The sequence below is a fragment of the Vibrio sp. CJQ_6 genome (assembly GCF_043106745.1).
Lineage (GTDB): Bacteria > Pseudomonadota > Gammaproteobacteria > Enterobacterales > Vibrionaceae > Vibrio > Vibrio furnissii.
Map to the genome: position 1 here is coordinate 1 of NZ_JBICMV010000013.1, position 25971 is coordinate 25971.

Annotated in this window: 25 protein-coding genes; 12 read left to right on the forward strand and 13 right to left on the reverse strand. The window is 45.3% G+C overall.

Going from position 1 to position 25971, the window contains the following annotated elements:
- Positions 1-200: 200 nt before the first annotated feature.
- From ACF8PK_RS09500 to ACF8PK_RS09525, 6 genes are all read right to left on the reverse strand, one after another.
- Positions 201-995, reverse strand: a complete 795-nt coding sequence (locus ACF8PK_RS09500) for a hypothetical protein (protein ID WP_392440981.1) — start codon at positions 993-995, stop codon at positions 201-203.
- Positions 996-1059: 64 nt separating this feature from the next.
- On the reverse strand, positions 1060-1707 hold the full coding sequence (locus tag ACF8PK_RS09505) for a hypothetical protein (protein ID WP_392440982.1): 648 nt from the start codon (positions 1705-1707) through the stop codon (positions 1060-1062).
- A gap of 130 nt (positions 1708-1837) precedes the next feature.
- Positions 1838-2467: a DUF4145 domain-containing protein gene (locus tag ACF8PK_RS09510; RefSeq protein WP_392440984.1), complete on the reverse strand. Its 630-nt coding sequence runs from the start codon at positions 2465-2467 to the stop codon at positions 1838-1840.
- Positions 2468-2842: 375 nt separating this feature from the next.
- On the reverse strand, positions 2843-3853 hold the full coding sequence (locus ACF8PK_RS09515; protein ID WP_392440987.1) for a hypothetical protein: 1011 nt from the start codon (positions 3851-3853) through the stop codon (positions 2843-2845).
- Between the two features lie 97 nt (positions 3854-3950).
- The gene (locus ACF8PK_RS09520) at positions 3951-5450 is read right to left on the reverse strand and encodes a hypothetical protein (RefSeq protein WP_392440989.1); all 1500 of its coding nucleotides are present in this window, start codon (positions 5448-5450) and stop codon (positions 3951-3953) included.
- Between the two features lie 217 nt (positions 5451-5667).
- The gene (locus tag ACF8PK_RS09525) at positions 5668-6780 is read right to left on the reverse strand and encodes a tyrosine-type recombinase/integrase (protein ID WP_392440992.1); all 1113 of its coding nucleotides are present in this window, start codon (positions 6778-6780) and stop codon (positions 5668-5670) included.
- Between the two features lie 333 nt (positions 6781-7113).
- On the opposite strand from ACF8PK_RS09525, the gene ACF8PK_RS09530 reads away from it, so the two are divergent.
- From ACF8PK_RS09530 to ACF8PK_RS09545, 4 genes are all read left to right on the forward strand, one after another.
- The gene (locus ACF8PK_RS09530; protein ID WP_392440995.1) at positions 7114-7506 is read left to right on the forward strand and encodes a hypothetical protein; all 393 of its coding nucleotides are present in this window, start codon (positions 7114-7116) and stop codon (positions 7504-7506) included.
- 13 nt (positions 7507-7519) lie between these two features.
- Entirely contained in the window at positions 7520-7954 is a 435-nt protein-coding gene (locus ACF8PK_RS09535) for a DUF2513 domain-containing protein (RefSeq protein WP_392440997.1), read from the forward strand.
- Between the two features lie 439 nt (positions 7955-8393).
- On the forward strand, positions 8394-8600 hold the full coding sequence (locus ACF8PK_RS09540; protein ID WP_392440999.1) for a hypothetical protein: 207 nt from the start codon (positions 8394-8396) through the stop codon (positions 8598-8600).
- Between the two features lie 210 nt (positions 8601-8810).
- A complete protein-coding gene (locus ACF8PK_RS09545) occupies positions 8811-9227 on the forward strand; it encodes a hypothetical protein (RefSeq protein ID WP_392441002.1) in 417 nt (138 codons plus the stop codon).
- Between the two features lie 324 nt (positions 9228-9551).
- Here ACF8PK_RS09545 and gabT read toward each other — a convergent pair whose 3' ends face one another.
- The 6 genes from gabT to ACF8PK_RS09575 all read right to left on the reverse strand — a co-directional run bounded on the left by gabT (position 9552) and on the right by ACF8PK_RS09575 (position 16099).
- Positions 9552-10823 carry a 4-aminobutyrate--2-oxoglutarate transaminase gene (gene gabT / locus ACF8PK_RS09550; protein WP_004727963.1) on the reverse strand — a complete coding sequence of 424 codons (1272 nt, stop codon included), beginning with the start codon at positions 10821-10823 and terminating at the stop codon, positions 9552-9554.
- Positions 10824-10902: 79 nt separating this feature from the next.
- Positions 10903-11355, reverse strand: a complete 453-nt coding sequence (locus ACF8PK_RS09555; protein ID WP_392441005.1) for a universal stress protein — start codon at positions 11353-11355, stop codon at positions 10903-10905.
- Between the two features lies 1 nt (position 11356).
- Positions 11357-12679 carry a TRAP transporter large permease subunit gene (locus ACF8PK_RS09560; RefSeq protein WP_238772612.1) on the reverse strand — a complete coding sequence of 441 codons (1323 nt, stop codon included), beginning with the start codon at positions 12677-12679 and terminating at the stop codon, positions 11357-11359.
- Positions 12676-13251 (reverse strand): TRAP transporter small permease subunit, encoded by a 576-nt coding sequence (locus ACF8PK_RS09565; RefSeq protein WP_232659570.1) that lies wholly within the window; start codon positions 13249-13251, stop codon positions 12676-12678. The genes ACF8PK_RS09560 and ACF8PK_RS09565 overlap by 4 nt, the downstream gene beginning before the upstream one ends.
- 102 nt (positions 13252-13353) lie before the next feature.
- On the reverse strand, positions 13354-14388 hold the full coding sequence (locus ACF8PK_RS09570) for a TRAP transporter substrate-binding protein (protein WP_392441009.1): 1035 nt from the start codon (positions 14386-14388) through the stop codon (positions 13354-13356).
- A gap of 271 nt (positions 14389-14659) precedes the next feature.
- Complete coding sequence (locus ACF8PK_RS09575) at positions 14660-16099, reverse strand: NAD-dependent succinate-semialdehyde dehydrogenase (RefSeq protein WP_392441012.1); 1440 nt, start codon at positions 16097-16099, stop codon at positions 14660-14662.
- Between the two features lie 151 nt (positions 16100-16250).
- On the opposite strand from ACF8PK_RS09575, the gene ACF8PK_RS09580 reads away from it, so the two are divergent.
- The 5 genes from ACF8PK_RS09580 to ACF8PK_RS09600 all read left to right on the forward strand — a co-directional run bounded on the left by ACF8PK_RS09580 (position 16251) and on the right by ACF8PK_RS09600 (position 22928).
- Positions 16251-17213, forward strand: coding sequence for a LysR family transcriptional regulator (locus tag ACF8PK_RS09580; RefSeq protein WP_392441015.1), 963 nt, complete (start codon positions 16251-16253; stop codon positions 17211-17213).
- Positions 17214-17547: 334 nt separating this feature from the next.
- Complete coding sequence (locus ACF8PK_RS09585) at positions 17548-19167, forward strand: acyl-CoA synthetase (RefSeq protein ID WP_392441018.1); 1620 nt, start codon at positions 17548-17550, stop codon at positions 19165-19167.
- Positions 19168-19397: 230 nt separating this feature from the next.
- On the forward strand, positions 19398-20720 hold the full coding sequence (locus tag ACF8PK_RS09590) for a PqiA/YebS family transporter subunit (RefSeq protein WP_392441021.1): 1323 nt from the start codon (positions 19398-19400) through the stop codon (positions 20718-20720).
- Positions 20713-22359 (forward strand): intermembrane transport protein PqiB, encoded by a 1647-nt coding sequence (pqiB, locus tag ACF8PK_RS09595; RefSeq protein ID WP_143680820.1) that lies wholly within the window; start codon positions 20713-20715, stop codon positions 22357-22359. The genes ACF8PK_RS09590 and pqiB overlap by 8 nt, the downstream gene beginning before the upstream one ends.
- The gene (locus ACF8PK_RS09600; RefSeq protein WP_392441023.1) at positions 22359-22928 is read left to right on the forward strand and encodes a membrane integrity-associated transporter subunit PqiC; all 570 of its coding nucleotides are present in this window, start codon (positions 22359-22361) and stop codon (positions 22926-22928) included. Before pqiB ends, ACF8PK_RS09600 begins: the two co-directional genes overlap by 1 nt.
- Before the next feature lie 273 nt (positions 22929-23201).
- On the opposite strand, the gene ACF8PK_RS09605 is transcribed toward ACF8PK_RS09600, so the two are convergent.
- The gene (locus ACF8PK_RS09605) at positions 23202-23975 is read right to left on the reverse strand and encodes a DeoR/GlpR family DNA-binding transcription regulator (protein ID WP_143680829.1); all 774 of its coding nucleotides are present in this window, start codon (positions 23973-23975) and stop codon (positions 23202-23204) included.
- A 349-nt stretch (positions 23976-24324) separates the two neighbouring features.
- On the opposite strand from ACF8PK_RS09605, the gene ACF8PK_RS09610 reads away from it, so the two are divergent.
- The 3 genes from ACF8PK_RS09610 (at position 24325) to ACF8PK_RS09620 (ending at position 25961) form a co-directional block, all read left to right on the forward strand.
- The gene (locus ACF8PK_RS09610; RefSeq protein WP_143680830.1) at positions 24325-24939 is read left to right on the forward strand and encodes a sugar O-acetyltransferase; all 615 of its coding nucleotides are present in this window, start codon (positions 24325-24327) and stop codon (positions 24937-24939) included.
- Positions 24936-25469, forward strand: coding sequence for a phosphoribosyltransferase (locus ACF8PK_RS09615; RefSeq protein ID WP_392441028.1), 534 nt, complete (start codon positions 24936-24938; stop codon positions 25467-25469). The genes ACF8PK_RS09610 and ACF8PK_RS09615 overlap by 4 nt, the downstream gene beginning before the upstream one ends.
- A gap of 90 nt (positions 25470-25559) precedes the next feature.
- Positions 25560-25961 carry a hypothetical protein gene (locus ACF8PK_RS09620; protein ID WP_392441031.1) on the forward strand — a complete coding sequence of 134 codons (402 nt, stop codon included), beginning with the start codon at positions 25560-25562 and terminating at the stop codon, positions 25959-25961.
- Positions 25962-25971: the final 10 nt, after the last annotated feature.

Sequence of the window (25971 nt, forward strand, 5' to 3'; positions counted from 1 at the left end):
CTACAACCATTAGGAAAAGTTAGGCAATTCTCAGATTACATTATTCTCGGTTTTATTGCGCAAACGCGGAAAGGGGCATTTTTGTGTTACATGCCCCAGTCAGGAATGCTCTGGACAAATTCCGTGTTAGTGAATCTGCTAATTTAGGTATTTACAGATTACTTCGAGTGAGGCAAATCGTGCCATAGTCGTTTGTTAAGTTACAACTTCCCGTGATTTTGAGCTTTCCATACTAAACTACTCAGCGAGTGTTCTAATACAGGAATTTCTCTAAAATCACAGAATGGTACAGACAACGAGTTAAACACACCTGTAACTTGTGCTGGTTCTCTATGAGTACGTACCGCATGCAAGCCATTTTCAGCACTGAAGCGAATGACTATAAAAAAGCCTTCGATCATGAAGTAATAGTACATACCGTCAGCTTCAGTCTCTCCACGATAGACATTGAGGTTGAGGATTAAGCTTTTGATTGATTTAGTATCAAATATGCTCTGTTCGTCTGTGATCCTATACATTGAGACTCTTACGAAATGATCTAATTTCAAAGAAACTCCCAGCTTAATGCTGCCGCTGTATATGCATTGTCTTAACTTTTCGTTAAAGTCATCGCCTAGATCTATGCCTTGAAATTGCTCAAGCGAACTAATAGAAGCTCGCCAAAGAATACTGATTACATAAAGGTAAAACCTGTCGTATTTAAAGTTATCTAATATGACTGCTTGGGAAGTTTTCCTAACTGGAAACTTCCCCGTTAAAAAGCTATCCGAATACCTTTCATACCTATCATTTAATAGCTCGTTTTCGCAAGAGCTACAGAATAGAGGCTCTTTGGGATCACAGTTGCTCAAATCAGGAGCTGTCGATTCATCGATGGTCACAGCGACTAGCTGTGATTTTCCAGAACGCTTTCTTCGACGATATATGGCTCGCGGGATAATATGCGATTCTCTTAAAGGCTTCGGTTTCAAACAAAGCTTACAAACTGTAGTCATTATTTCCTCTTGGAACTTAACGCTGCATTTTAACGCTGGCTACGCAGCGTTTAATCCTTATTTGTTAGTTGCGTTGCCAATAGGTACGACCAAACGCCTTAACAAACTCTGGAAAGCTAATATCAACAATTTGTTCAGGTTTAATGTTGGTGTCAATTCTAACGTCACGCTTCATTTCACTACTATCATTAAAGTCAGCTTCGTAAAGACCTTCAACTAAGTTTCGAAGTTCAGTTGGACATAATTGTTTCAGTGGAAAAATAAACGAAATTACCGCTGCTTTACCAATCTCTGTTAAAAGCTCTCGATCATGCCCTAAAGATTGGAAAAGTGCGCATAGATGCTCACTACCGTGTGTGCCGTAGTGACCACAAAACCCGTGTTCAAGTAAAAATCGATAGTCGAACACTGAATATATCGAACCCGAACTTGAATACTCATGTTTTTCAAGTTCTTCAATAGCCTTTGAGTCAAAGTCTAATTCCAATGCATCAAAGATTTTCTGTAAATTCAACTCAAGTAACTCTTTGTTACCTGCTTCTATACCATTCGTATAGTAAGACTCCACATCTACAGGGCGACACAAGTGATACAATTTCACGCCATCGTAATTTTCAACAAATAAATCAACTAATTCTTGTAGTTCTAAATCACGTTCAAACAACGGGATTGCAGGCTGTTCAAGCCATGTATAAATTCGTTCTGGATTCATCGTATTTCCTGATCAACTAACGCCCGCATAAGTGGTGAACAGCGCTACCACGATATTCAATAATTGCACCGTAAACACAAAAGCCAAATCAGACTAAAACCGCCGAGCGTTGCGAATCCGTCTTAAATGGTTATACATTTTTTTTGTCAGCGATCATTTGTGGCATTGTGAACGTGTACATTAAAAATAGTTCACAAAAATCAATTAGTTCCTGTGCATATTTTTTATCAACAGGGTCGATTTCGTGAGCGGCGACATTACCATCTTCTCTAATGATATGTGCCCATTCTTTTAAAGATACTGTTATTAAATTGTCATCGTACAGTTTTTCAATTCTACGATATAAGCCACCACTTCCATTTGGATCTAGCGTTTTTGTTGCAACTTCGAGCGCTTTACGGCTCATCATTGCAGACGCATCAAATGAATTCTGATGCAACGACTTTTCAGCTTGTACATAAAACGATGCAATGTTGCTAGGAACATGATCTGGAGCTTCGGGTTCTTGGGCTTCTGGGTACACTTCCAATACTTCACAAGCTTCAGGGTTGGAGTCAATTGTCCCCATAATATTGCACGGGGTTGGGCCCCAATTATATTTTACTTCTGCAAATAAACCGCCATTACAGCCATTGCACATTAAAGGAACCAGAAAATGCTTCCCGACGTTACCATAGCTTCCCGTCGCTAGCTCTCCAAAAGCCTCAAAAGTCATGCTTACAGAGTTACAATGCGGGCATGTTCTAATCAATGTTGCCATTCAATTCTCCTAAAGATGTAGCTTTATTAGACGGACTTTTTCCATCTTTGCATTCCGTCTATGTTGCTGTCATTTATTATGAAACTCAACGGGTATCAATTTGTTGTGTGAATCGACATAGAGTTATGGGAAGAAATTACGGAAAATTTCCGTATAAGAGGGCAAAATACGGATTAGATTAACTTGGTCTATTGGTGCTTTGGCTAGATCAGCCACTCATTGGTTCTGAGAAGCTTTGGGGCAAGAGCTTCCCAGTTCGTAAATCCCGAACCGTATATTGCGAACCGCACTTCACGAACTATAGCGCCTTTCATGAACGCTTTTTGGAGAAATTGACACATCACCCTTGCTAGCACCCTGTAAAACTAAGCAGTACTAACCCAGCTCAGATGAACCATTCTTAGTTGGTGCACCTCTACCTTCAAGAGCTACGATATGGGCTTCCAACTGCTGCCTTTGTTCATGGAGTAAAGCGATGCTGATTTCAGAATCTTTCAGCCCTTTCTCCAGCAAGCGGTGGCGGGCTGTCAATTCATTGTTTTCTTCCCTGAGCATAGTAATCTGGTTGCCAGACTGGTTAAGTAGCTCCTGCGTTGAGCTCAATAGCGTTGACACCTCTGTTAGCTCTGTTTTGGCCTTTTCGTGCTGCTCAGACAAGCCTGATAGCTGTGATTGAAGTTTCTTAGTGTCATCTGTGGAATACTCCAGTTTGACCTTGGTGGCCGTGTGCGCCTTATCCATTTCTGAGATGGATTGCCTCAGTTCATCTAGCAACACCTGCTGTTGATCTGCTTTTTCTGTAGTCTTCTTGAAAGATTCTGTTATTTGGCTAATTGTTTGTATTAAATCAGATTTTTCATTTTTTGAACTGGTTAGTCTTGCTTCTAGAGATTCAATTTTCTCTTCAAGCGTTTCATTTCGCACAACTTGTTTCCGCAGTCGCTCTTCCATATCGAGGCAGCCTTGCTCGGCAACCAGCTTAGCTTCTTCCATTACGTTGGATTTGATATCTAGCTCCCTGATACGCACCTCCATTAAGGTTTCGTAATGGATATGCGCCTTGTCGTTCAAGCGTAGGGTCATATTGCGGAGCATTTTACCCAGCTCTTGCTCTTTCAGTGACAGTAACTCTTGGAGCTCAGCAGGTAGTTCAAAAGTAGATGTTTTGGGTATAAAGTCTGGATTAGTGTTCTCTTTTGGTTGGTCTGGCATATCGGAAATCTTACCGTCTTTAATAAGGCGCTCAAGGTCAGCCTGAATCGAAGCGATTTTTCCACGCCCAAGAGCTTCTTTAATGAGCCAGCCTGTGGGTTTTCTACCTGTAGCGGATACTTGAATAGCAATGTTTATAATGTCTTCATCTGTATAGGATTTTGGCCTAGCCATATGGTTTACCTTTATTGTAATTATTATGAAGGTTAATTAGTAAAGTAAGTTAGCCAAGTAACTAACTTACTTATTACGGTGCTCGATACCTGTGTTATCAGCGTCCTGGTTCTTTTAGGTGGTTGTCGGGCTCTTGGAGCAAAGCAACCTGACTAGCGATGTTCTCTGCTAGCTTAGGCGGTAGGTCTAGCGTCGAGATCAAGGCTGAAGCCAGATATTCACTTTGCTTTTTCATCATGCCTTTATCTTTGGCATTAATGGCAAGCAGTACTTTCTTAAATATATCAACCAGTTTGGGCACTAGAGCCTGTGCTAACTCTTGAGTGAGGGTAGCCAGCCGCGATGATTCTGCTTTCAGGTCTGATATTTCTATTTGCACGGAGTCTCGTTCAACCTGTAGTTGACTCAACTTAGCTTGCTCTTGCGCAGAATCATTCGTCAATAGGGTCAGTTGTTGTTCAATTTTTCCCTTCTCGTTTAACAAGTTAGCGTGCTTCTGTTCTATCAGCGCAATCTTGTCCTGAAGAAGCTCCAGTTGATGTGAGTGGTAGTTGTAGCTTCGCTCAGATTTCGCAAGGCTTGCCTCTCGGTTCATTTCCTTACGCTGTTCTGATTGTTGCTCCGTCAGTGGGGCAAATACCACGTTTAGCCCTTTGGCATGAAACAGATGTTCATTTGCAAAGTCCTTCACCATTTTTTGAAAAAACATGCCAAAGTCTTGGGATTCTTCGCGGGTGAGATTTCCGTTACTAGGGAAGAACTCCTCGACAGAATAAACTTGGCGGATGTACTCGTTCACCACTTGAATTTGCTTTTTGTGCAAATCGAACTCGCCAGTCTCACTGTTGCGGCCAGAAAGGAAGTAATGCGGGTGACAACCTGTATTTTGTTCTACGCTCCGTTCATCATCGTGTCCAATGATGGCTTCAATAGGGTACTGTGGGAAATAATACGCCAGAAACTTACGCGTAAACTCAATGTACTCTTCCAGAGTCAATATATCTGAGCCAACTTTCCATTGATGGGGAACTTTAAGGATACCTTCTTGCAAATAGACGGCGTTAGTTGGTGCCCGATTTTGAACTTGGTTGTGCGCATTTAAATACGTTTCGAGCATCCTAATGCGCTGACTTTTGCGTTGCATGGTGAGCTTCTCAAACTTCTCGATTCGGGAATACGAGACATGCCCCTGAGTATCTAGTATTTCCTGAAGAAACTCAGCAGCCTCATTGTTGCCCTTTTTCAATTCACTGCTAACCGCCTTTTTCATTTTTAGGCGGTACTGGCGGTGTTGGGTTTGAAGCTTTTTCTGGTTATGAATTCGTGGAGCGGGTGATATACGATAAAGAAGCTCTAGGCGTTCTTCGTTAGACCACTTATCTAACTTCGACAACTTCCCATTGCACCAGACAAGGTTTTTATCTGAAAGCGCATTATTCCACTCCGACTTTTTGCTAGGCTTAGCTTTCGCTTTTGATTTCGCTAAAGTGACAATCATCCTTAACGAATGCTTGAGCGATGCTTCACATTTAATCCGATGAACATATTGGGATGTGTAGTTAAACCTGCGATGAAAATGATGAATGTCTCGACTCATTCTGGCCCCCTTGGAGGCCAGGTGTTTAGAGAGTCAAGAGAAGCTTCTCTTGCCCGCAGCTTGCGTTCATCTTTTGCGAAGCTAAAGTGTGACGCAAGCGTAGCGGGTTGCTGGAGCGTCCCATTTTTTAATTGGACGCCTTTGGCACAGAAAGTGCCATTCATGGCAGTGTTACTGCCATGGCTGACAACGGAACTGCCATTGGTGACACCGCTCTTCATGATGCATTCCCAACCACTTTTACAACAAGCGCAAAAAGTTCGGGCTGATTCTGCAACGCTTTAATCAGAGCCAACTGCTCTCGCGGTATTTTTTGTTCTTTTGAGAACTCGACATCATCTTCAGGTAAGCTCTGACCAAATGTGTTAGCTAGATGCTTTGCGGATGTATTAGCATAATCTGGAGAGTCATCGATGATCCACTCACCATAGTGCTTATCAATCATTGCCGTATCAGCATGTCCCATCTGCATGGCAATCCATTCTTTAGGTATGCCTGCCGTTAGGTTTTGACTAGCAAATGTGTGCCTGAGTTGTCCTGCACCTCGGTGAGCGATTCCCGCATCTTCTAGAAATGGTCGAAAGAACGTTTTGTTGAACTGAGCGGCATGGATGAAGGGGGCATCAGTTTGGCTGTTGTAAAATACAAACCGTACTTCCTCATCTACGTATGTCTTATTATCATCCTGTTTCACAGATACCGTGATAGCAGGTTTGTTGCCTGTGAGCTTGAACTGCTCCTTCAGGATATTAACCGCTAATAGGTTGAGCTCGACAGTGCGCAATGACTCTGGCGTTTTGGGTGTCTTGTAGCTTTTAAGCACTTTCGCTCGACGTACATACAGTTTACGATTTTCAAGATCTACATCATCCCAACCTAGAGCTAAGACTTCGCTAATACGTAAACCCGTCACCGAGTCGAATTCAAAAGCGTTTTTACCACTTTTACACTTTGCAGGAGTGTTATGTAGCTTTTTTAGTTCTGCTTTATTAAAGGGGTTTGGCTTGCTTTTACCTGTCTTGAGGTTCTTGACGCCAACCATTGGATTTCGTTCAATGACACCGTCAAGTTCAGCGCGTTTAAATACGCCACGCAGAATAGAAAGAAACCCATTGATGGTTTTGTTGGCGTAATGCTCATGCAGTTCATCGATAAAATCGAGGATATTGCTATGACAAACATCTTCGATCAACGTATCTCCGTAGAAATGTTGTACCGCATTAGCCTTGCTTTCTTCTGAGGTAAATGTTGATTCAGCGACCGTGTAACGGCGGCCTTTCATGTAGTTAATTGTGTATTGTTTTACTGTTTTTTGATTCCTGTTTTCCATTACTCATACTTAGGCAGCTTCGGCTGCTCTTCTATTTGAGTGCAGGATATATCGAGAAAAAGTGAATGTAAAATACACTATTGTTAATAATTTCAGTTATTTAGAGAGTAATATCTGTTAATCAATACTTTATGAGTATGAAAAATCATTCAAAAAATTTTAGGTGGATTATGGCTCTACGTTTTACTCAGTAAGTAACTTTTGTCCCATTGTTTGCTATCCCAAGATTTAGGATACTCTTCTTTTGCCATCAATTGACCTACTTTTACTAATAGCGGACTATGTACTTAGTTTGGTATGGAGTGTTATAACTCTCAGGAGAAATTTACAACAGTGAAGAAATATGACGGCTATATTTGGTTGAGTTCTGGTTTTTCTGCGGCATCTTTCGCCTACTTTATGGCTATTTTGAGCGGAAATGTTGATGTTTCCAATTCGTTTCTTCTTGAATTATCAACGTTTTCCTTTGCCGTTAGCCTAAGTTTAAATAGTGTAGTTGCTTTTATCGCATTCAATAACAAACTAACAGGTAAAGGTACTGCGTTAGATTCTGAATATGTCGGCGTTCAACGGTTTCATACGTGGAGCCTTCTATCTTTTATCGTTGCAGTCTTAGCTTTAGTTGCAAGCTTTTCACTTTTGGCGGCTCTAGCTATGTTTGCGGCAGCATTTTATGTTGCCTACCAATACTCACTTGAAGAAGCTGGTATCCGTAAAAATTTATAAGACAAGAGGTAATATGCAGATAAATTTGGAATATATGTCAAAGTTGTGTTCTGTTTTTCTTGAATCCGACACTGCAATTGTGGGGCTAAAAGAGTTTGATTTGGCTGGTATAGAAGTTGGTTCACCAATGCTGGATGATAGTTTTTTGTTTCATATTCAACTCATGCTAGACAGTTGCCTGATAAGTGACGTCAACGGAGACAATTTAGGTTTAGCCACAATTGGTATCTTGCTCAATGGTGACGGCAGTTATCGTTTACAAAACAAGAAGTTCCGCCTTACTCAAAAAGGTCATGACTTTTCTAAATCGTTAACTAATAAAGAGATACTTAATAAACTAGCGACGGAGCTTAAGGATGCACCGTTCAAGTCAATTTTTGACGGTGGGCAGAAACTATTAGAGCACTACGCAAAGAAAAAATTAGATCAGTTGCTAGCAGCGGAATAGCTGTATAACAAAAGATAATTATGTAAATAGATTAGTTTTTTGCGCACTCTTTATCTGTAAGATATCAAGTTACTTTTCTAATCTGACACAAGTTATTTAGAGTTATACACCTAAGCAATTTCTGTCCAAAAGCTTCTCGGATTGAATTTTTACCTGTGGCACTTTATAACTCGAAAGTGCCCCAAAGCTTCTTAGAGTAGAAGGTCACGACATGCTTATCAACGAGTGTATCCCCTACCAAATATTATCCGAACTAGTTGATAAATCAGAATTCCCGTTATTTGGTTACATTTTGCAGTCTAATTACCCTTAACTCCACTTAACTTATTGACTTTTAATTGAGTCAATATGCAAAGAGCGGCATAATGGAGAGACAAAAGACGAGAATTTGTCGGCTAATTAGAGTTATATGCTTCCGTCAGTAGAAGGAATAGAGCTTATGTCACTTTATGAGAAACGAAATAGCAATGCGCAGCAAGAAGACGCAATGTTAGTTGCTTCGGATTCTTGGTTTACAGTCAAATTTGCCCAAGAAGCAGCAAAGTCTTGGAAGCGTATTATCATACTCTTCGTTGTTGCCATCCTATGTTTGTTTGCACCAGCATTGGGCCTTATTGTATCTGCTATCAATGCTTTATTTTCGTAAATACAAAGGTAGGTAAGAGCCACTTAAAGAAGTCGTATTTTCATATTCAAGTACGCATATATCAAGCAATTTAAGAGGGATTCCCAACGCTCGGCATTTTTGCTTCTACTTCAATTTTAGTGGCTAGGGTACAATGCTTTAGGTTGGGTGGTAGCGTTGCTCACCCCTTAGTTGGGCTACTTATTTTTATACAAGGAGGTTAATTTGAGTATGAGAGCTATTATTGTCAGTGTTTTGGCCATTATCTTAGCTGGATGTGCAGCTAAAGGCCCCAGCGCGGAGCTTCAGATGAGTAATGAGTGCTATCAAAGTACAGTTGACGAAAGAGTAGCTAGATTTAATGATGATTATACTACTGAAGATCTGAAAGACTTAACTTTTGCTTTAAAACAGCATTATTTAAAAGTGTCCCATGCCATGCTTCTTAAGCAGAGAGCAAATGATATCTCTGACCCGCTTGGCGGCATCCCCGCATCCTTTGAGTTAGAAGCAGCTCAAGAAAGTGTTGTTACTAGCCTTAAGCCAATCTACATGATTCTAAACCGAAATTCAGTCCCCCAATTTGTTTCTACGCAAGTACAGCAGCAAATGAAAGACGGTTTAGCTATTTGCTATGGTGAATCATAAGCTTTAAGCTTTGAATATAAGAACTTATTTAAGTTCATGATTAGGTGGATTGCTCGTGCTGTCTCACGAGGGTAGTTTGCTAAACCTAGGTGATTGGAATCAAAATTTGTGATTATTGAAAACCCAATGATTGACTTTTATATCGTTATGGTTCAATTTGTGTATAACAACTTCGTTAAATCGACTTTTTTGTCGCAGAAATTAGCTGTTTAAAATCAGTTAGTTATGAGTTGAGATATAGCGTTCAAATCCCTATCTCTCCGCCACATTCGAAAAGCCGCTGATTCGTCAGCGGCTTTTTTTGTTTTTGCGATATAAAGAAGACTAAGCCAGCGCTTTGATAATCGCTTCTAACTTATCCAGACCTTCATTCAACACATCCAGTTCAATGGTCAATGGTGGTAACAATCGAATGACATTGCCTTTCACTCCGCAAGAGAGAAGGATCACGCCATGTTGTTGCGCGTTGTCAATAATCGACTTCGTGAACTGTTGCAACGGTTGACCCGATGAAGGATCCGAAAACTCAATTGCCATCATCGCACCATGTGCGCGAACTTCACTGATTTGAGGAACCAGCGTTTGTAACTTTGTTAATCGCGCATGCACAACTTCACCAATGTTTAGTGCTTTCTCGCATAAATTTTCTTCTGCAATGATCTTTAAGACTTCAAGCCCTGCGACACATCCCATCGGAGAACCTGCATAAGTCCCACCAAGGCCTCCCGCAGGTGCTGCATTCATGACATCGGCTTTTCCGACCACGGCCGACAGCGGGAAGCCACCAGCAATCCCCTTCGCCATGGTCATCAGATCCGGCTCAATATCCAAATACTCCGTCGCAAACATTTTCCCAGTACGAGCAAAGCCTGATTGAATTTCATCCGCAATCAGCATGATGCCATACTTGTCGCAAAGCGCGCGTAAGCCCTGCGCAAATGCCTTAGGCGCTTGATAAAATCCACCTTCCCCTTGAATTGGCTCGAAAATGATTGCCGCAACGCGCGTGGCTTCAATGTCACATGCAAAGAGGTCTTCAAGCGCTTGCAAACTCTGCTCAACCGAAATGCCATGCAGTTCATTGGGATATGGTGCATGAAAAATCTCACCGGGAAATGGGCCAAAGCTGGCTTTGTAGGGCGCAATTTTCCCCGTTAGTGCAATGGTTAAATTCGTCCGGCCATGAAATCCACCTTTGAACGCAATCACACCACTACGCCCGGTATAAGCCCGCGCAACTTTCACCGCATTCTCTACCGCTTCAGCACCGGTTGTAAGAAAGACGGCCTTTTTCTCTGAAGGACCGGGCGCAATTTGAGTCAGTTTTTCTGCCAGCGCCACAAATGACTCATATGGCGTGACTAACGCACAGGTATGCGAAAAATTGTCGAGTTGCGCTTTGACGGCTTCAACAATCCGTTTATTGGAATGTCCGGTGTTATTGACGGCAATACCCGATGCAAAATCGATGTATTTATTTCCTTCCACATCCCATATTAAAGCATTTTCTGCCTTGGCAACATAAATGGGATATAAGGCGCCCATCCCATTTGAAAATACTTGGTTTCTTCTTTGATGCAATTGCTGATTATTCATGATTCATTCCTTTCACGTGAGAGTACCCTCCACTAAATCCATTTTATTTAGCAGATATACATTAATTTCTATTTATCTTTTATCGTTCAATCATGGTTGCCGCATGATGCTTTAATACGAACACAGAGCAGCCTGAGTGACGTACAATTTTTGCAGCCGTCGAACCATTAATATATGAACTGAGCTTTGGCGATTTTGAGACCATAACGATGGCATCGACACTGGATTTTTTCGCTTGTCTCAATATTTCATCCGCGACGACACCATTGCGAATCATTGCTGATCCCCGATTGGGCCTTGGAACACAGTACTTGAGTATTTCTTTTAAGCTATCGAATGCATGCTGATGTTGTTTAGAAAAAACGCTGTCTGACACCGTTGGTGCCAAACTGTGATGCGTTTTAGCATCATCGACATAGATGATGTCGATCACGCCACTAGGTTCGATGAGCGCAAGAGCCACCTCCACCTCCTGCTTCACCATATCAGTGAAGGAAAGATCAATGGGAATTAATACACGTTTAAATATCATATTAATTCTCTCCCATAACCATATTGGGTAGCCACATAACAACTTCAGGAAATACCATACAGAAAACTAACACGCACAGTTTTAATGCAATAAATGGCAAAATAGAACGATAGATATCCATCATGCTCACATCCGGAGGAGCAATCCCCTTAAGGTAAAACAGTGCAAAACCATAAGGCGGTGTTTGAACAGCGATTTCAATATTTAATATCATTAAAATACCGAACCAAATTGGATCATACCCTAGCGACACGACAATTGGCGTAAACAGCGGCGCGCACATTAAAACGATGATTAATTCATCAATAATAAAGCCAAGCAACAACATAATCACTTGCATGAGAATAATGACGCCCAGTGGTGGTAAACCAAGATCTTCCGTGAGTTCGGAAACCATGGTTTGCACTCCACTCAACATGTGGAAATTGCTAAATAAAGATGCACCTAAAATGATCCACATCGACACACTCACGAGCATCGCTGTTTCAAAACCAGACGATTTAAACATTTCAAACCGAAAACGCTTAAATACGAACGCCAATAAGATAGCGCCAACGACACCAATAGCGCCCGACTCCGTCGGCGTTGCAATACCCGCAATAATACTCCCCAGTACCGCCACTATTAAAAGTAGAGAAAACAATCCATCACGGGCCGTAATCAATTTTTCTTTTCCGGACATTGTACTTTCATGCCCAGTATGAAGCGGGGCTTTTTGGGGATTGATCTTACAGCTGATAATGACATACGCCATCAATAGCAAAATGGAAATTAGGGCAGGAACGATCGCAGCTAAGAACATACGCCCAACGGAATTCTGTGTTGTGGCGGCATACATCACCATTGGAATACTTGGTGGAATCAAGATGCCAAGCCCCCCACCAGCCATAATGACACCCAGCGCTAAACGTTTGTCATAGCCCCGCTCCAACATCGGTTTGAGCGCAATACTGCCTGACGTCATGATTCCAGCACCAATGATGCCAACCATGGCGCCGATCATGGAGCACACCCCGATCACGCTCACCGCCAGTGAACCACGAATGCGGCCAATCACCATCTGGCTGGCATTGAACATTGCATCGCCAATCCCTGAACGCGTTAACAGCTGTCCCATATAAATGTAGAGCGGGATCGCCAGCAGAACAAAACTGAAAAAGTTACTCTCGATTGTCGTGGGAACTAAGTTAAATATGCCTTCCCCCCACGTCATATACCCCATTCCCATGGCGATGCCGCCTAACGCGAGCCCCACAGGCGCCCCGAGCAGAAAGAAGGTCATGACACATCCAATGAGTAACAAAGTTAAGACTTCAATGCTCATGCGTCCTCCACTTCAACGAAAGTTTCACAATTCTGGCGCGCATTGGACTCGTGTTCGAGTAGTGATTTGCCCTTCACTAAGTAATATAAATCTTGGACTATATCGCTGGACAATTGCGCGATAAAACAGCTGCAAGCGACGACGAGCATGACCCAGAAATGTGCCATGGAAGGGGCCCATTCCGATTGGCGACGATAATTAAACTCTATCGCCTCATCCAATTTACCGATGGCCATACTCAACACAACCCAAAGAAAAAAGATCGCTAACGAATACGACACAAGATTAAACAACGAACGAACACGCACAGAGACCTGTAGATACAACACATCCACATTGATATGTGCTTTGTTTTGTTGAGCCAGAGCGCCACCTAAAGCCGCAATATACCCAAACAAGAAAAGGGAAACGTCATACGCCCAAACGGTTGGCTTTCCCAAGGCGTACCTCGCGAAAACTTCAAAGGCAACAGTTGCAGCAAGAATTGGCATCAGAAAAGACGCTGAAAGGCCTATCCAATGCACTATTTTGTTTACACCTTGGCAATAACTGGCAAGTAAAGCACTCAGCATAAGTTCCATCTCTATTAGAGTTACAAGAAAGAGGGGGCGATGCCCCTTCTCTGATTGATGATCGAGCGCGATAGGTTGCTGTCGATCATCAGATTCACTGGCTCATTGAGAATTTTGAACAATCTTCACCAAGCGTTGGCTGTAAGGATCGGACTCTGCGTATTCTGCCCAAAGCGTTGAAGCCGCTTTTTTCCATGCCGCAACATCCTGTTCGCTGGGTTCTGGGCTCCATAACATGCCTTTGGCTTCCATGTCTGCAATGGCTTGTGATTCCCACAGACGTGACTTCGTCATCTGTTCACGAGCATGGACTGCACTCGCAGCACGCACGATTGCTTTCAAGTCATCGCTGAGTTTATTCCACGCATTCTTATTGACGACGATAGGCAGGGTTTGTGCACCCGCGATAGGCAGGCGATACATGTATTTGGCCACTTCGACATGGTTTCCATCACGGTGGTCGATAATATTGCTACCAATCGAACCATCGATCACCCCAGTCGCCAAACTGGTATAAATTTCACTGTACGATAGCGAAGCGGGAGATGCCCCGAGTTGACGTAAAAACTTGCCGTAGGCTCCCGGTGCACGAATTTTCATGCCTTTGAAGTCTTCAAGTGAGTTAATCGGCGCTTTGGTCAGCACATAGACGGGGAGTTGAATATAAGGTTCGAGCCAAACAAGATTTTGCTTGTCATAGGCTTCTTTGAGCACGTCTCCCCAGCCTCTTTCGTGGAACAGAGCACTTAATTCACCCACATCATCGGTCATTCCAGGTAAACCGACTTCAACCACACCGGCGGGAAACTCTCCGGCATGCATCGGTTGAAAAGGCGCCCCCATCGTCATCAATCCGGATTTAACCGAACCCAATACGCCTGTTTGTCCAACACCTTCACCGGCATACATCACTTGAACAGAAATCCGTCCGTTTGACATCGCTTCAATGTTGTCAGCGAAGCCTTTGTATACTTCACCATATGCGGTTCCACGCGGATATAAATTAACAAAGCGCCAATTATGCTCTGCTGCGTATGCGTGAGAAACAGTAAAAAAAGTACTCGATATCGCAAGCGCGCCAACTGCGATGTTTTTCATCAAGCTTCGCTGTTTTAACTTATTTAAGGTTTTAAACATGAACTTTCTCCTTTCGTTATTCTGTTTGCTCCGGCTAAGCCAGTAACAACAAGCGATGACCGATTCGTCCTTAGTTGTCATTGCATTAACAACAATCACATTTCGTTTACATGTTTTAAATTCAAACTTTTCTACTTAAAGGTTTATTGGCATCAAACTAAGTGGGGAGCCATTATGTGACTCCCCTCGTGGCCTGTGTTAGGCACAAAAAAAGCAGCACTCCGGTGCTGCTTTAAGAAAGCATGAATATCAAAAACGGCACGACACCGATTTAAATTCCATGGCATAAATATTTGATTTCCAAGTAGTCGTCGATGCCATATTTGGAGCCTTCTCGACCACTTCCCGATTCTTTCACACCGCCAAACGGCGCAACTTCTGTGGAAATAATGCCTTCATTGATCCCCAAAATGCCATACTCAAGCGCCTCACTCATCCGCCATACTTTTGCATGATCTTGGGTATAAAAATAAGCGGCCAAGCCATAGGGCGTATCATTTGCACGGCGAATGACGTCCTCTTCATCACGAAAGCGAAACACGGTCGCTATCGGGCCAAACAGTTCTTCATGAGCAATTGCCATGTTCTCTGTGACATCCGCCAAGATGGTCGGTTTGTAAAACTGACGGCCGTATTCGGAACATTCCCCCCCAAGCACCAATGTCGCCCCTTGTTCAATGGCAGTCGTGACTAACGCTGAAACTTTATCCATTGCCTTTTGGTTAATCAGCGGGCCAATATCTGTGCCGTCATGAAGTCCATCGCCAATCGATAATGCTTGAACTGCACGCGTGAATTTGTCCATAAACTCATCGTAGACCTTTTCATGAATGTAGAAACGGTTAGTACACACGCACGTTTGGCCTGCATTGCGATATTTTGAGATCACCGCGCCCAACACAGCTTTATCGATGTCCGCATCATCAAAAACGATAAAAGGCGCATTTCCCCCCAGCTCTAAAGAGACTTTTTTCACCGTATCGGCCGCCTGTCGCAAAATGAGTTTTCCAACGGCTGTCGAGCCGGTAAATGAGACTTTTCGCACCAATGGATGGCTGCACAATACATTGCCGACAACCGAGGGACGTGCCGTTGTCACAACATTAATCACGCCGTTGGGAATACCAGCCAGCTCTGCAAGTTTCGCCATGGCCAAGGCGCACAGCGGCGTGTCTTCACCGGGTTTTATCACCACCGTACAGCCCGCTGCCAATGCTGGGCCCACCTTGCGCGTAATCATCGCCACCGGGAAGTTCCAAGGCGTGATGGCCGTGACCACGCCGATGGGTTGCTTCATCGTCATGTATCGGTTGTGAGGGTTCGCCGCCGGAATCACATCGCCGTAGACTCGTTTTGCCTCCTCGGCAAACCACTCGATAAACGAAGCGCCGTAAAGCACTTCACCATACGCTTCTTTGTAGGGTTTACCTTGCTCCGTGGTCAATAGCTTGGCAAGTTGGTCGGCATGTTCAACGATTAAGTCGAACCATTTTTTCATCAGCCCAGCGCGATACTTCGCCGTTGTCGAGCGCCAATCTTGAAACGCATTATATGCGGCCATCACCGCCGCTTCGGACTCTTTCTCTCCCATATCCGGAACCGATGTGATCACCTGCCCTGTGGAAGGGTTTATCACGTCAACGTATTTCCCATCGATCGCTTCAATCCATTCGCCATTGATCAAGCCACGAGATAAAACCAAATCTGCCATGATTTTTATTCCTAAAAGTTATAAACATTAACGGTGTCAAAGATAAAAAGAACACATCGCGTACAATAACTACGAGATACAAAAATCATAACAAGCTCTTGAGGCATATAAATATACCTCTATAAACGTAAGGTTTTACGAGTATAAAACAATGATGAAAAACGCAGCACCTATCGGTGATTATGAAATAAAACAATTAAAGATTTTTAAAGTGGTTGCCGATTGTGGTGGTTTTTCCGCAGCAGAGACTGAACTCAATATCAGCCGATCTACAATCAGTATCCATATTTCTAATTTAGAATCGCGTCTAAACCTTACGTTATGTCGCCGTGGGCGATCAGGCTTTGCGCTGACAGAAGAAGGTGCTGTGGTGTACGAGGCGACCGTCAAGCTCTTGGGCGAACTTGAACGATTTAGAAATATTATCAGCCACTTGGATGTACAACTTTCGGGAAGTCTCACCGTTCTTTTCAGTGATAATATCAGTTTGGATGCGCGGGCAAATATGCCAGAAGTCATTCGTCAATTCACAAAGGTCGCTCGCGAGGTCTATTTAAATGCTGACGTAGCTAAAATGACCGAAATAGAACGTAAAGTTCTGCAAGAAGAAGCAGATATTGGTTTTATCCCCTTTCACCGTGAACTGGAAGGCTTAGAATATGAGCACATTTATACGGATATTTGCTATCTCTATGCAAGCAGCGACAATCCTCTCGCCCAAATGCCCCAAAAGGAATTGAATGATGACATCATCAACGCCTTCCCAGTTGTTTATGCCGGTATCAAAAGCCAAGAGTTACTCAATGCACAACTTCCGAAAATGAATTTAAAAGCAACCGCCTACAATTATGAATCTCGTTTAGCGCTGATTTTGTCCTCTAAATTCATTGGTTATCTACCTGAGAACTACGCGCAATCCTATGTCGACTCCGGCCAACTGATTGCGATCACACCAGCCACGCAATATTACCACCTGGAAATCATGGCCATTACCAAGAAAACAAACTCAACCAATAAAATTCGATCGTTATTTATTAAAACAATGCGAGATTTTTATCTTAATAAAAACACACTGGGTGTCATGAATAGTACGAAAATATCGTCATCGATATAAAAAATAAACACAAAAATAGAACGGTTTGTCGGGCGTTGCTTATGACGTGATGGATGAAATTTACTCCCCCTTTCGTCTTAAGTCGTACGCCCCAGTTGAGCATGATGTTTTCACCTTAATTGCTGCTTGTACGTGACGACTCACCCAAATAATACGCCCCCCCTCTCAGCCATTCCGACACAACAACCCCGCCCCTACGACTATCGGCTATTACTCCACGTCGAATGAACATGCTATAACCGATCACGCGTTAACAAATTGTTATTTTCAGGCAGGTATTGTTTGGAAATCAATACTGTGGAATGGAATACCCTTTGGGTGAAAAGGAGTTTAAATGTCGATCTACGAGAATGGTCTTGCTCAATGTGAAGTGAATCATATTGCCCTCACGCCATTGAGTTTTTTGGAACGAACCGCCGCTATCTACCCGAATTATCCTGCCGTGATTCATGGCACGATTCGCCGCACATGGGCCGAAACGTATCAACGCTGCCGCCAACTCGCATCCGCGCTTGCAGGCCGTGGGGTGGGCAAAGGCGACACCGTTTCGGTCATGCTGCCCAATATTCCCGCCATGTTGGAAGCCCACTTTGGAGTGCCGATGATCGGCGCTGTCTTGAACACGTTGAACATTCGGTTAGATGCAGAAACCATCGCGTTCATGTTGAACCACTGTGAAGCCAAAGTGCTCATCTGTGACCGTGAATTCCATGATGTGATCGCACATGCATTGGCGCTCATGGATACCCCGCCGTTGGTGATTGATGTGGACGATCCAGAATATGGTGAAGGGCAACCCACCAGCGAGTTAGATTACGAGGCCTTTCTTGCCGAAGGCGACCCTGCATATGAATGGCAGTGGCCCGAGGACGAATGGCAAGCCATTTCGCTCAACTACACATCGGGAACCACCGGCAATCCGAAAGGTGTGGTTTACCACCATCGCGGTGCTTACTTAAACTCACTCGGAAACCAGATGACGTGGTCCATGGGCAATCATCCGGTCTATCTTTGGACGCTGCCCATGTTCCATTGTAATGGGTGGTGTTATCCCTGGACAGTCACTGCCTTGGCAGGAGTACATGTCTTTCTTCGCCGAGTGGACCCACAGAAAATTCTCACGCTCATCCGCGAACATCAAGTCAGCCACTTATGCGGCGCGCCCATCGTGCTCAATGGGTTGATCAACATGCCAGAAGATGCCAAAGCTGCAATCGACCATCCCGTCAATGCCATGGTTGCCGGCGCCGCACCACCAGCAAAAGTCATTGGTGACATCGAAAAAATGGGCATCAAGGTCACGCATGTTTATGGCTTAACGGAAGTGTATGGCCCAGTGACGGTTTGCGCATGGCATGAAGCGTGGGACAGCCTCAACCTTGAAGAGCGAGCCACGCTGAAATCGCGTCAAGGTGTACGCTACCCCACACTTGAAGGAGTGATGGTTGCCGATATTCAAACCTTTCAACCGGTCACAAAAGATGGCAAAACCATCGGCGAAATCTTCATGCGTGGCAACACCGTGATGAAAGGCTACCTCAAAAACCCCGATGCAACCGCCGAAGCCTTTGACGGGGGTTGGTTCCACACTGGTGACTTAGGCGTCTGCCACCCCAACGGCTACATCGAGATCAAAGATCGCTTGAAAGACATCATCATCTCGGGCGGTGAGAACATTTCCACCATCGAACTGGAAGATGTGCTTTATAAACACCCCGCCATTCTTGAAGTCTCCGTGGTCGCGAAACCCGATGCACGCTGGGGTGAATCGCCCTGTGCTTTTATCACGTTAAAGGAAACCGAATACGCAACAGAACAAGAGATCATCGATTACTGCCACGAACATTTAGCAGGGTTCAAAGTACCGAAGACGATTGTCTTTGCCAACCTCCCCAAAACGTCGACCGGGAAAGTCCAGAAGTACGTCCTTCGCGACTGGGCAAAAGCCATCTAACGCCAAACGCAATGCGGGAAGCCTTGCTTCCCGCGAATCAGAACAATAAGCCGTCACAAAACATCCGCCTCGAAATAAATTCCCGCCAAATATCGCTTTCCCTTCTCAAATAACCCAGATTAATAAGACGGGTAAAACCGAAGCAAAATGTGTCTAATACTTTGCTTTGAAGAGCGCTCTGCGGTAAAAAGCGGAGTATCCTTAGGATTAATGCGTTACGATTCATTTCTATGAGTAATCAACCGAATGCACGTCAGCTGATTTCATGTGAAGAGTGTGGCCTTGTGGTTCGCATCCCTGACATTGAACCAGGGCAAAAAGCGCAATGCCCGCGCTGTGCTCATGCGCTGACAAAAGTGAACGCCAAACCTTACCAAAGTGTCATTGCTGTCTCTTCGGCGTGCTTGATCATGCTGGTACTGAGCATATCCTTCCCATTTATGTCGTTCAGTGTCAAAGGATTGTCTCAAGAGATCACCTTACTGCACGCTGCAAAAATGTTGGCCGAATTTCAAAATGTGTTGTTGGGTAGCCTGCTACTAGCCACGGTGATCATCCTGCCGGCGATTTACGTCGGTTTGATTCTATTTCTCCACCTTGAAGCGCTGAAAACGCGCAACCATGTGCCATCGAAAAAGCAGCAGCGAATGGCGAAGATCCTGTGTCGAATTCTGTTTCGCGTCCAACCCTGGCTGATGGTGGATGTGTTCTTGATTGGCGTATTGGTGAGCCTCATCAAAATAGCGTCCCTTGCAGATATTGGTATGGGAAGTTCATTCTGGGCGTTTTGTGTTTACACGCTGTTGGTGGTGAAGTGTATCGCCATGGTGGACAAAAGTTGGTTGTGGGGCCACTTTATTCCCGTCGTCGAATTACCGGATGTCAAGGAAGGCGACACGCACCACAGCCACAACCATATCGGTTGCCATACGTGTCATCAAATCAACCACATTGACGACAAACGTTGTGTGCGTTGCCAAAGTCCACTCCACAAATACAACCCAACCGACAACTTACAAAAAGCATGGGCGTTGCTGTTTGCATCCGTCATTTTCTATATTCCTGCCAACCTCTATCCAATGATGTATACCGTCAGTTTGGGGCACGCCGAAGGGTCAACCATCATCGAAGGGGTTATCTTACTTTGGCATTTGGGCTCGTATCCCATCGCCATGGTCATTTTCTTTGCCAGTGTGTTTATTCCGATGGCTAAAATGCTGACCCTCGCGTGGCTCTATTTTCAAGCACAAAAAGCACAATACCTGCCGCCGGAAGAAAGCATCACTCGCTTGAAAATATACCGTTTAACCGAGTTTATCGGCCGCTGGTCGATGATCGATATTTTTGTTGTCGCCATTTTGGTTGCCTTGGTGCAATTGCAAAATCTAATGGCGATTTATCCGGGGCCCGCTGCGTTATCGTTTGCTGCAGTGGTCATACTCACCATGCTTTCGGCCATGATTTTTGATTCGCGTTTATTGTGGCAACAGCCACAAAGTGATGTCCCAGAAGCGATGCCTGAACACCTACAAGAGAAAGCCAATTATGAGTGATGAGAACAAAACAACCGCTCAAATAAAACAACAACGGCAGATATCTGCTGTCTGGATCATTCCTATCCTGGCATTGGTCATGGGGGCTTGGATGCTGTTTCAGTACATCAGCAGCACTGGCCCGCAAATCACGCTGCAATTGCCAACAGCCGATGGGATTGAAGCGGGGAAAACCGAGATTCGCGCGTTGAACGTGAAAGTTGGGGTGATCACCCAAGTGACGCTCAGCGAGAATTACGACCACATCATCGCCAAAGCACAAATGAATAAAGATGCCGAGCGAATGCTGAGGGAAGATTCCATGTTTTGGGTCGTGAAACCTCGCATCGGCCGCGATGGCGTTTCGGGCTTGGAAACCTTGCTGTCGGGCGCGTACATTCAGTTGCAACCGGGTAAGTCGGCAGAAGAAAAAGAACACTTCACGGTGTTGGATGTCCCGCCTGTCGCTGCGCCGGATGCGGAAGGTCGCCGTATTGTCTTGACGCACCGAGAAGCAGGCAAACTCGGCGTGGGTGATCCCGTTATATTTAAAGGCTTTACAGTTGGTCGCGTCGAGAAAACCAGTTTTGATGTGGAAACCCGTCAGGCGTTGTATCAACTGTTTATCTTTAAACCTTACGACAGTTTAATCCGCACCCGCTCGAAGTTTTGGCTCAGCTCCGGCGTTGATCTCCAACTCAATACGGAAGGCTTTGAACTCAAATTAGGCTCACTGGAAAGCCTGCTCACCGGCGGCGTCACATTTGATTCCGTACCGGGCATGGATTCTGGCGATCCGCTCACCGAAGATATGACCAACTTCCGCCTCTACGATGATGTGAAGCAGTTACGTGAAGGAATTTATGATGAATACATCGACTTTGTGATGCTGTTTGATGAATCCATTCGCGGCCTAAAAGCGAAAGCGCCAGTTGAATACCGCGGCTTGCGGATCGGTACAGTGATGAAAGTGCCCCTGCGCTTGCCGACTCAAGAAGAGAGTTTTTCGGTCAAACGCATTCCGGTCTTGGTGCGCATCGAGTTGGGCCGCTTGTTCGATCACTTCCACACCGATTCAATGGATGAGTACAACGAAAAACTCAAACTGGAGTTTGCGCGAGGCCTGCGGGGCACATTGAAAACCGGCAGTTTGATTACCGGCGCGCTGTATATCGACACCGATTTCTATCCCGATGCCGCAAAATACGAGCCGAGTGAGTTTTTGGGATTGTCCGTCTTCCCGACCATGCGGGGCGGATTTGCGCAGGTTCAAAAACAAGTGAACGACTTCCTATACAAGATCAACAAGTTGCCAATGGAAGATACACTTGAGTCCCTCAACCAAACCCTAAAAACCTCTGAACGCACCTTGGCGTCGGCGGAACGAATGGCTAACAGTATCAATAAACTGCTGAACCAAAACGAAACGCAGCAGATCCCAGCGGACATTCGCCAAAGCCTGCAACAACTGCAAAAAACGTTGGACGGCTACGGCCCGAACTCCACCATGTATAGCGACATGGAATCGACATTAAAAGAGCTAGAAAAAGTGATGACTGAATTTAAACCGGTGCTAAAACAATTGAACGACAAACCAAACGCCTTGGTGTTCGGGGTGGATGACGTCAACGATCCGGTTCCCGTGGGAGGGAAGAAATAATGAGACGAATCATGTTCTTAGCAGCTGCGTTGTTGGCAGGCTGTAGCAGTGCACCGGAGACCACCAGCGCGCTCTATCTTTTACCGCAACCGGAATCGCAAACGCAAACGGCTGAAGCGCTCACCGAACGTCCACTACTGGTGGTGCGCCCCGTCGAATTGGCCAGCTACCTCAATAATCGTGGCATTGTATATCGCACGTCACAATCCCAAGTGATTCAGGCCAAGCACAATCAATGGGCGCAAAATCTGTCTGAACAAATTACTCAACGGGTCATTGCCGACTTGCGTCAAAAACAAACTCATTATTGGCCAGTCACGGTTCATAACCTGCTCGACCAAAATAGTGACGACAAACTGCAACTGAGTTTGAACAAGTTTAATGGCAACTATCAAGGCAATACAGAAGTGGAAGGCGAATGGATGTTGATTGAAGCCAATGGCAAAGTGAAGCGCCGCGCTTCGGTGAAAATCTCCGTGCCGCTGCAAAACGAAGGCTACGATGCGCTGGTTGAAGCGTTAGCCGCAAGCCTCGATGACCTCACCGATGCCATCGCGCAGCAGTTATAATATCGCCACATCACCATGATCAATCAGGGGAGCGCCATGCTCCCCTTTTGTTTGTCACCCTTTCTGTCGTAACGGATTGTCGAAACAGTTTGTCGAAACGATCTGCCATCAAAGTTTGCCGTCACATTCAATCCCCCGCTGTGGGAGCTTCATAAAGCATTCACGTCACACTGTCACGTGTATCCACTCTCGACACATGCATTTTCGCGGCGCATGCATTGATGACAAGGCTGATTAGAAAAACGGATGAAGCGGCATGGACGCATACCGATTCTATTCAACCGGTTGACTGGTGATGACCGTGCAATCGAGTTGATGAAAATGGTCACTGATGGTGTGGCTATTGGGAGAACACACCAAGTAATCAAGGCGTTCAGATGGCAAGAACGGGTACGGCGCTAACGCTTCCGCTTTATCTTCCGTGCACAGTGCCACCATTGCGCCACCTTTCGAGGTGACATGGCGTTTAAACTCGGCATCTTGATAATGAATGGCACTAAATCCGGTTTCCGACGACCAACCACATATGCCCATGAAACAGAGGTCAAAGCGAAACTTTTGTAGAGCTTCAACTGCCGTAATGTCCACGGCACCGCCGACGCTGTCATCCAGCTCTCCCCCAAGCAAGATGGTGCGAATCGATTGCCGCGCCAGTAATCGCATGGCGATCGCCGGGCTATTGGTCACCACCGTTAAGCCCATGGTATTGGGCAGCAGACTGGCGAGCAGCATGTGGGTGCTACTCGCATCGAGGAAAATCACGTGATTGGCTTTGATGATGGATAATGCAGCAAGTGCTAACGCCTGCTTTTCGCTATGGCGATTTTCCAACCGCTGCTCTTGCGTCCCCGTTGCGGGCACAAGCGAAAGCGCCCCACCGTGAATGCGCTTGCACAATCCTTCATTGGCCAGAAAACGCAAATCCCGACGAATCGTGGCTTCGGTTGAGCCCAATTGCGCGGCCAAGTCGGTTGCCATCACTTTATGATGCGCGTTCAGTAAATTGAGAATGAGCTGATGACGTTCTTCTGGTGAAAATTTTTCCATAATTGTTATCGAGTCGACCGCGAGTTGACCCAGTATAAACGAACATGGTGGATGTTCATATCTGTTCACTTATGAACAATCTCTTTTGCGTCTCTCAAGCGATTCCTATAGCGGACGTGTTTTCGTTCTGCTTTCGTCCGTTCGATGAACGCTAGCCGCTCGCGTTTTTGTATGTCGTTCCTTGCTCAACAGCGCCAATCGCCGCATCAAAAAAAACAACACATATGGACATGAAAATGTTTATCTATGTTCATTTGTCGTTTTTTCTGTATACTCAATCACGCTTTATTTCGCGTGACGCGTTCATCATGTCACCCGTCCGTTTTATGGTTAAGTAAGGGCATCGAGCATGACTGAGTATGAAAAAATGCTTTCCGGAGCGCTGTACAATCCGGCCGATCAACAGTTGAGCCAACTGCGCGAGCAGGCACGCAATTGGCTTCATCAATTCAACCACGCCTCCGCTGAGGACGCCGAAACTCGAGCGAACATCTTGCACCACTTACTGGGGCATGTGGGGAGCAATATCTCGATCCATCCAAATTTCTATTGTGACTATGGCTGCAATATCTCGGTAGGCGATCACTTCTTTGCAAACTATGACTGTGTGATTCTAGATTGCGCCGAAGTCCATTTTGGTGACAACTGCATGCTCGGGCCACAAGTTGGCATTTACACCGCGACTCACCCACTCGATCCCATTGAACGTGCCAGCGGTGTCGAATCGGCAAAACCCATTCACATTGGCGATAACTGCTGGATTGGTGGGCATGCGACGATCAATCCCGGCGTCACGTTGGGCAATAACGTCGTGGTCGCCTCGGGCAGTGTCGTCACCAAGAGTTTTGGCGACAACGTGGTGATTGGTGGTAATCCAGCACGCATTCTTCGTGACATTCCATGCGCGCAAACATCCCAAGACGCTACCGCTGGCATCACCACAGCAACTGGGAGCCCGCAATGACACACGATAATTACATCGGTGACTTGGTATTGAGCGAAGCGCAGATCAAAGCTGGCGTCACACACGTTGCTGAGCAGCTCAATCAACAATTTGATGAGGCGGTGATCATCACCGTGGTACCAGGAGGCATTTTATTTACAGCGGATCTGGTGCGACAACTGTCCTTCCCTATCAGCATGGATTACATCTCTTGCCCACACACGCCGGGAGAGCGAAACAACCGCTCCAAAATTGAGTATCACCAAAATGTCCCAATCGCGGGGAAGCATGTCATTTTGGTCGATGATGCGATTGAATCCGGTGGCACCATGAAACGCCTCAGCGCATACCTCATTGAACATTTCCCGATACAATCGCTCTCCATTGCGACACTGTTTGTGAAGCCTAGTCGTGTTGCGATTCCGGTGTCACAGTATTTTGCGTACGACATGGATAGCGATGACCTATTGGTGGGTTACGGCTTACCGTGGCATGACCACTCGCGAAACTTGCCTTTTATTGCCAAAGTGAAGCAAACCACGATGGCGTGAAATGGCCTGACCTCTCGTTGTCGTTGAATGCTTTGAGATGTGAGGCAACTGACGCTACAATCGCGTTTCTCACCCTCAAGGCGTTCAATCATGTTATTTAACAACGATATAGATGAAATGATGAGCTATTTAGAGCGGTTCTGTAAGGAACCGCATATCCAAGCGCTCGACAATGTTTCTGACGATCAGATCAACCTACTTCTGGATGTCTTAACGCTCGCCCACAAGTTGCAGAACGATATCTACGCGACTGGCAATCGAAGCAGCTCGCACTTTATTGGCATGGGCGTTTTTGCGCTCACCCAAGAGCGCCCGCCGCAAGGAAACCTATTTTTCAAAGTGGAACATGACCAACTTTACCTGACATTTGAACTGGAAAGCTGCGGAGAAGAAACGCGGTTAACACCGCTTCGCGTGATTGATGCCCTCGTTTACCTTTCAGAAAAACAAGGGCACGGGTTCTTGCCAGAACACTATTCCAGACCGGTTTAGCCCATCGCTG

Bases quoted from the DNA above. Each gene is read 5' to 3' on its own strand.
- ACF8PK_RS09540 (WP_392440999.1), top strand. From the start codon at position 8,394: ATGTCACTTTATGAGAAACGAAATAGCAATGCGCAGCAAGAAGACGCA.
- ACF8PK_RS09600 (WP_392441023.1), top strand. From the start codon at position 22,359: ATGAGACGAATCATGTTCTTAGCAGCTGCGTTGTTGGCAGGCTGTAGC.
- ACF8PK_RS09620 (WP_392441031.1), top strand. From the start codon at position 25,560: ATGTTATTTAACAACGATATAGATGAAATGATGAGCTATTTAGAGCGG.
- ACF8PK_RS09565 (WP_232659570.1), bottom strand. From the start codon at position 13,251: ATGCTGAGTGCTTTACTTGCCAGTTATTGCCAAGGTGTAAACAAAATA.
- ACF8PK_RS09585 (WP_392441018.1), top strand. From the start codon at position 17,548: ATGTCGATCTACGAGAATGGTCTTGCTCAATGTGAAGTGAATCATATT.
- ACF8PK_RS09605 (WP_143680829.1), bottom strand. From the start codon at position 23,975: ATGGAAAAATTTTCACCAGAAGAACGTCATCAGCTCATTCTCAATTTA.
- ACF8PK_RS09615 (WP_392441028.1), top strand. From the start codon at position 24,936: ATGACACACGATAATTACATCGGTGACTTGGTATTGAGCGAAGCGCAG.
- ACF8PK_RS09590 (WP_392441021.1), top strand. From the start codon at position 19,398: ATGAGTAATCAACCGAATGCACGTCAGCTGATTTCATGTGAAGAGTGT.
- ACF8PK_RS09575 (WP_392441012.1), bottom strand. From the start codon at position 16,099: ATGGCAGATTTGGTTTTATCTCGTGGCTTGATCAATGGCGAATGGATT.
- ACF8PK_RS09560 (WP_238772612.1), bottom strand. From the start codon at position 12,679: ATGAGCATTGAAGTCTTAACTTTGTTACTCATTGGATGTGTCATGACC.
- ACF8PK_RS09520 (WP_392440989.1), bottom strand. From the start codon at position 5,450: ATGAGTCGAGACATTCATCATTTTCATCGCAGGTTTAACTACACATCC.
- ACF8PK_RS09570 (WP_392441009.1), bottom strand. From the start codon at position 14,388: ATGTTTAAAACCTTAAATAAGTTAAAACAGCGAAGCTTGATGAAAAAC.
- ACF8PK_RS09510 (WP_392440984.1), bottom strand. From the start codon at position 2,467: ATGGCAACATTGATTAGAACATGCCCGCATTGTAACTCTGTAAGCATG.
- ACF8PK_RS09610 (WP_143680830.1), top strand. From the start codon at position 24,325: ATGACTGAGTATGAAAAAATGCTTTCCGGAGCGCTGTACAATCCGGCC.
- ACF8PK_RS09545 (WP_392441002.1), top strand. From the start codon at position 8,811: ATGAGAGCTATTATTGTCAGTGTTTTGGCCATTATCTTAGCTGGATGT.
- ACF8PK_RS09580 (WP_392441015.1), top strand. From the start codon at position 16,251: ATGATGAAAAACGCAGCACCTATCGGTGATTATGAAATAAAACAATTA.
- pqiB (WP_143680820.1), top strand. From the start codon at position 20,713: ATGAGTGATGAGAACAAAACAACCGCTCAAATAAAACAACAACGGCAG.
- ACF8PK_RS09515 (WP_392440987.1), bottom strand. From the start codon at position 3,853: ATGGCTAGGCCAAAATCCTATACAGATGAAGACATTATAAACATTGCT.
- ACF8PK_RS09505 (WP_392440982.1), bottom strand. From the start codon at position 1,707: ATGAATCCAGAACGAATTTATACATGGCTTGAACAGCCTGCAATCCCG.
- gabT (WP_004727963.1), bottom strand. From the start codon at position 10,823: ATGAATAATCAGCAATTGCATCAAAGAAGAAACCAAGTATTTTCAAAT.
- ACF8PK_RS09500 (WP_392440981.1), bottom strand. From the start codon at position 995: ATGACTACAGTTTGTAAGCTTTGTTTGAAACCGAAGCCTTTAAGAGAA.
- ACF8PK_RS09535 (WP_392440997.1), top strand. From the start codon at position 7,520: ATGCAGATAAATTTGGAATATATGTCAAAGTTGTGTTCTGTTTTTCTT.
- ACF8PK_RS09555 (WP_392441005.1), bottom strand. From the start codon at position 11,355: ATGATATTTAAACGTGTATTAATTCCCATTGATCTTTCCTTCACTGAT.
- ACF8PK_RS09525 (WP_392440992.1), bottom strand. From the start codon at position 6,780: ATGGAAAACAGGAATCAAAAAACAGTAAAACAATACACAATTAACTAC.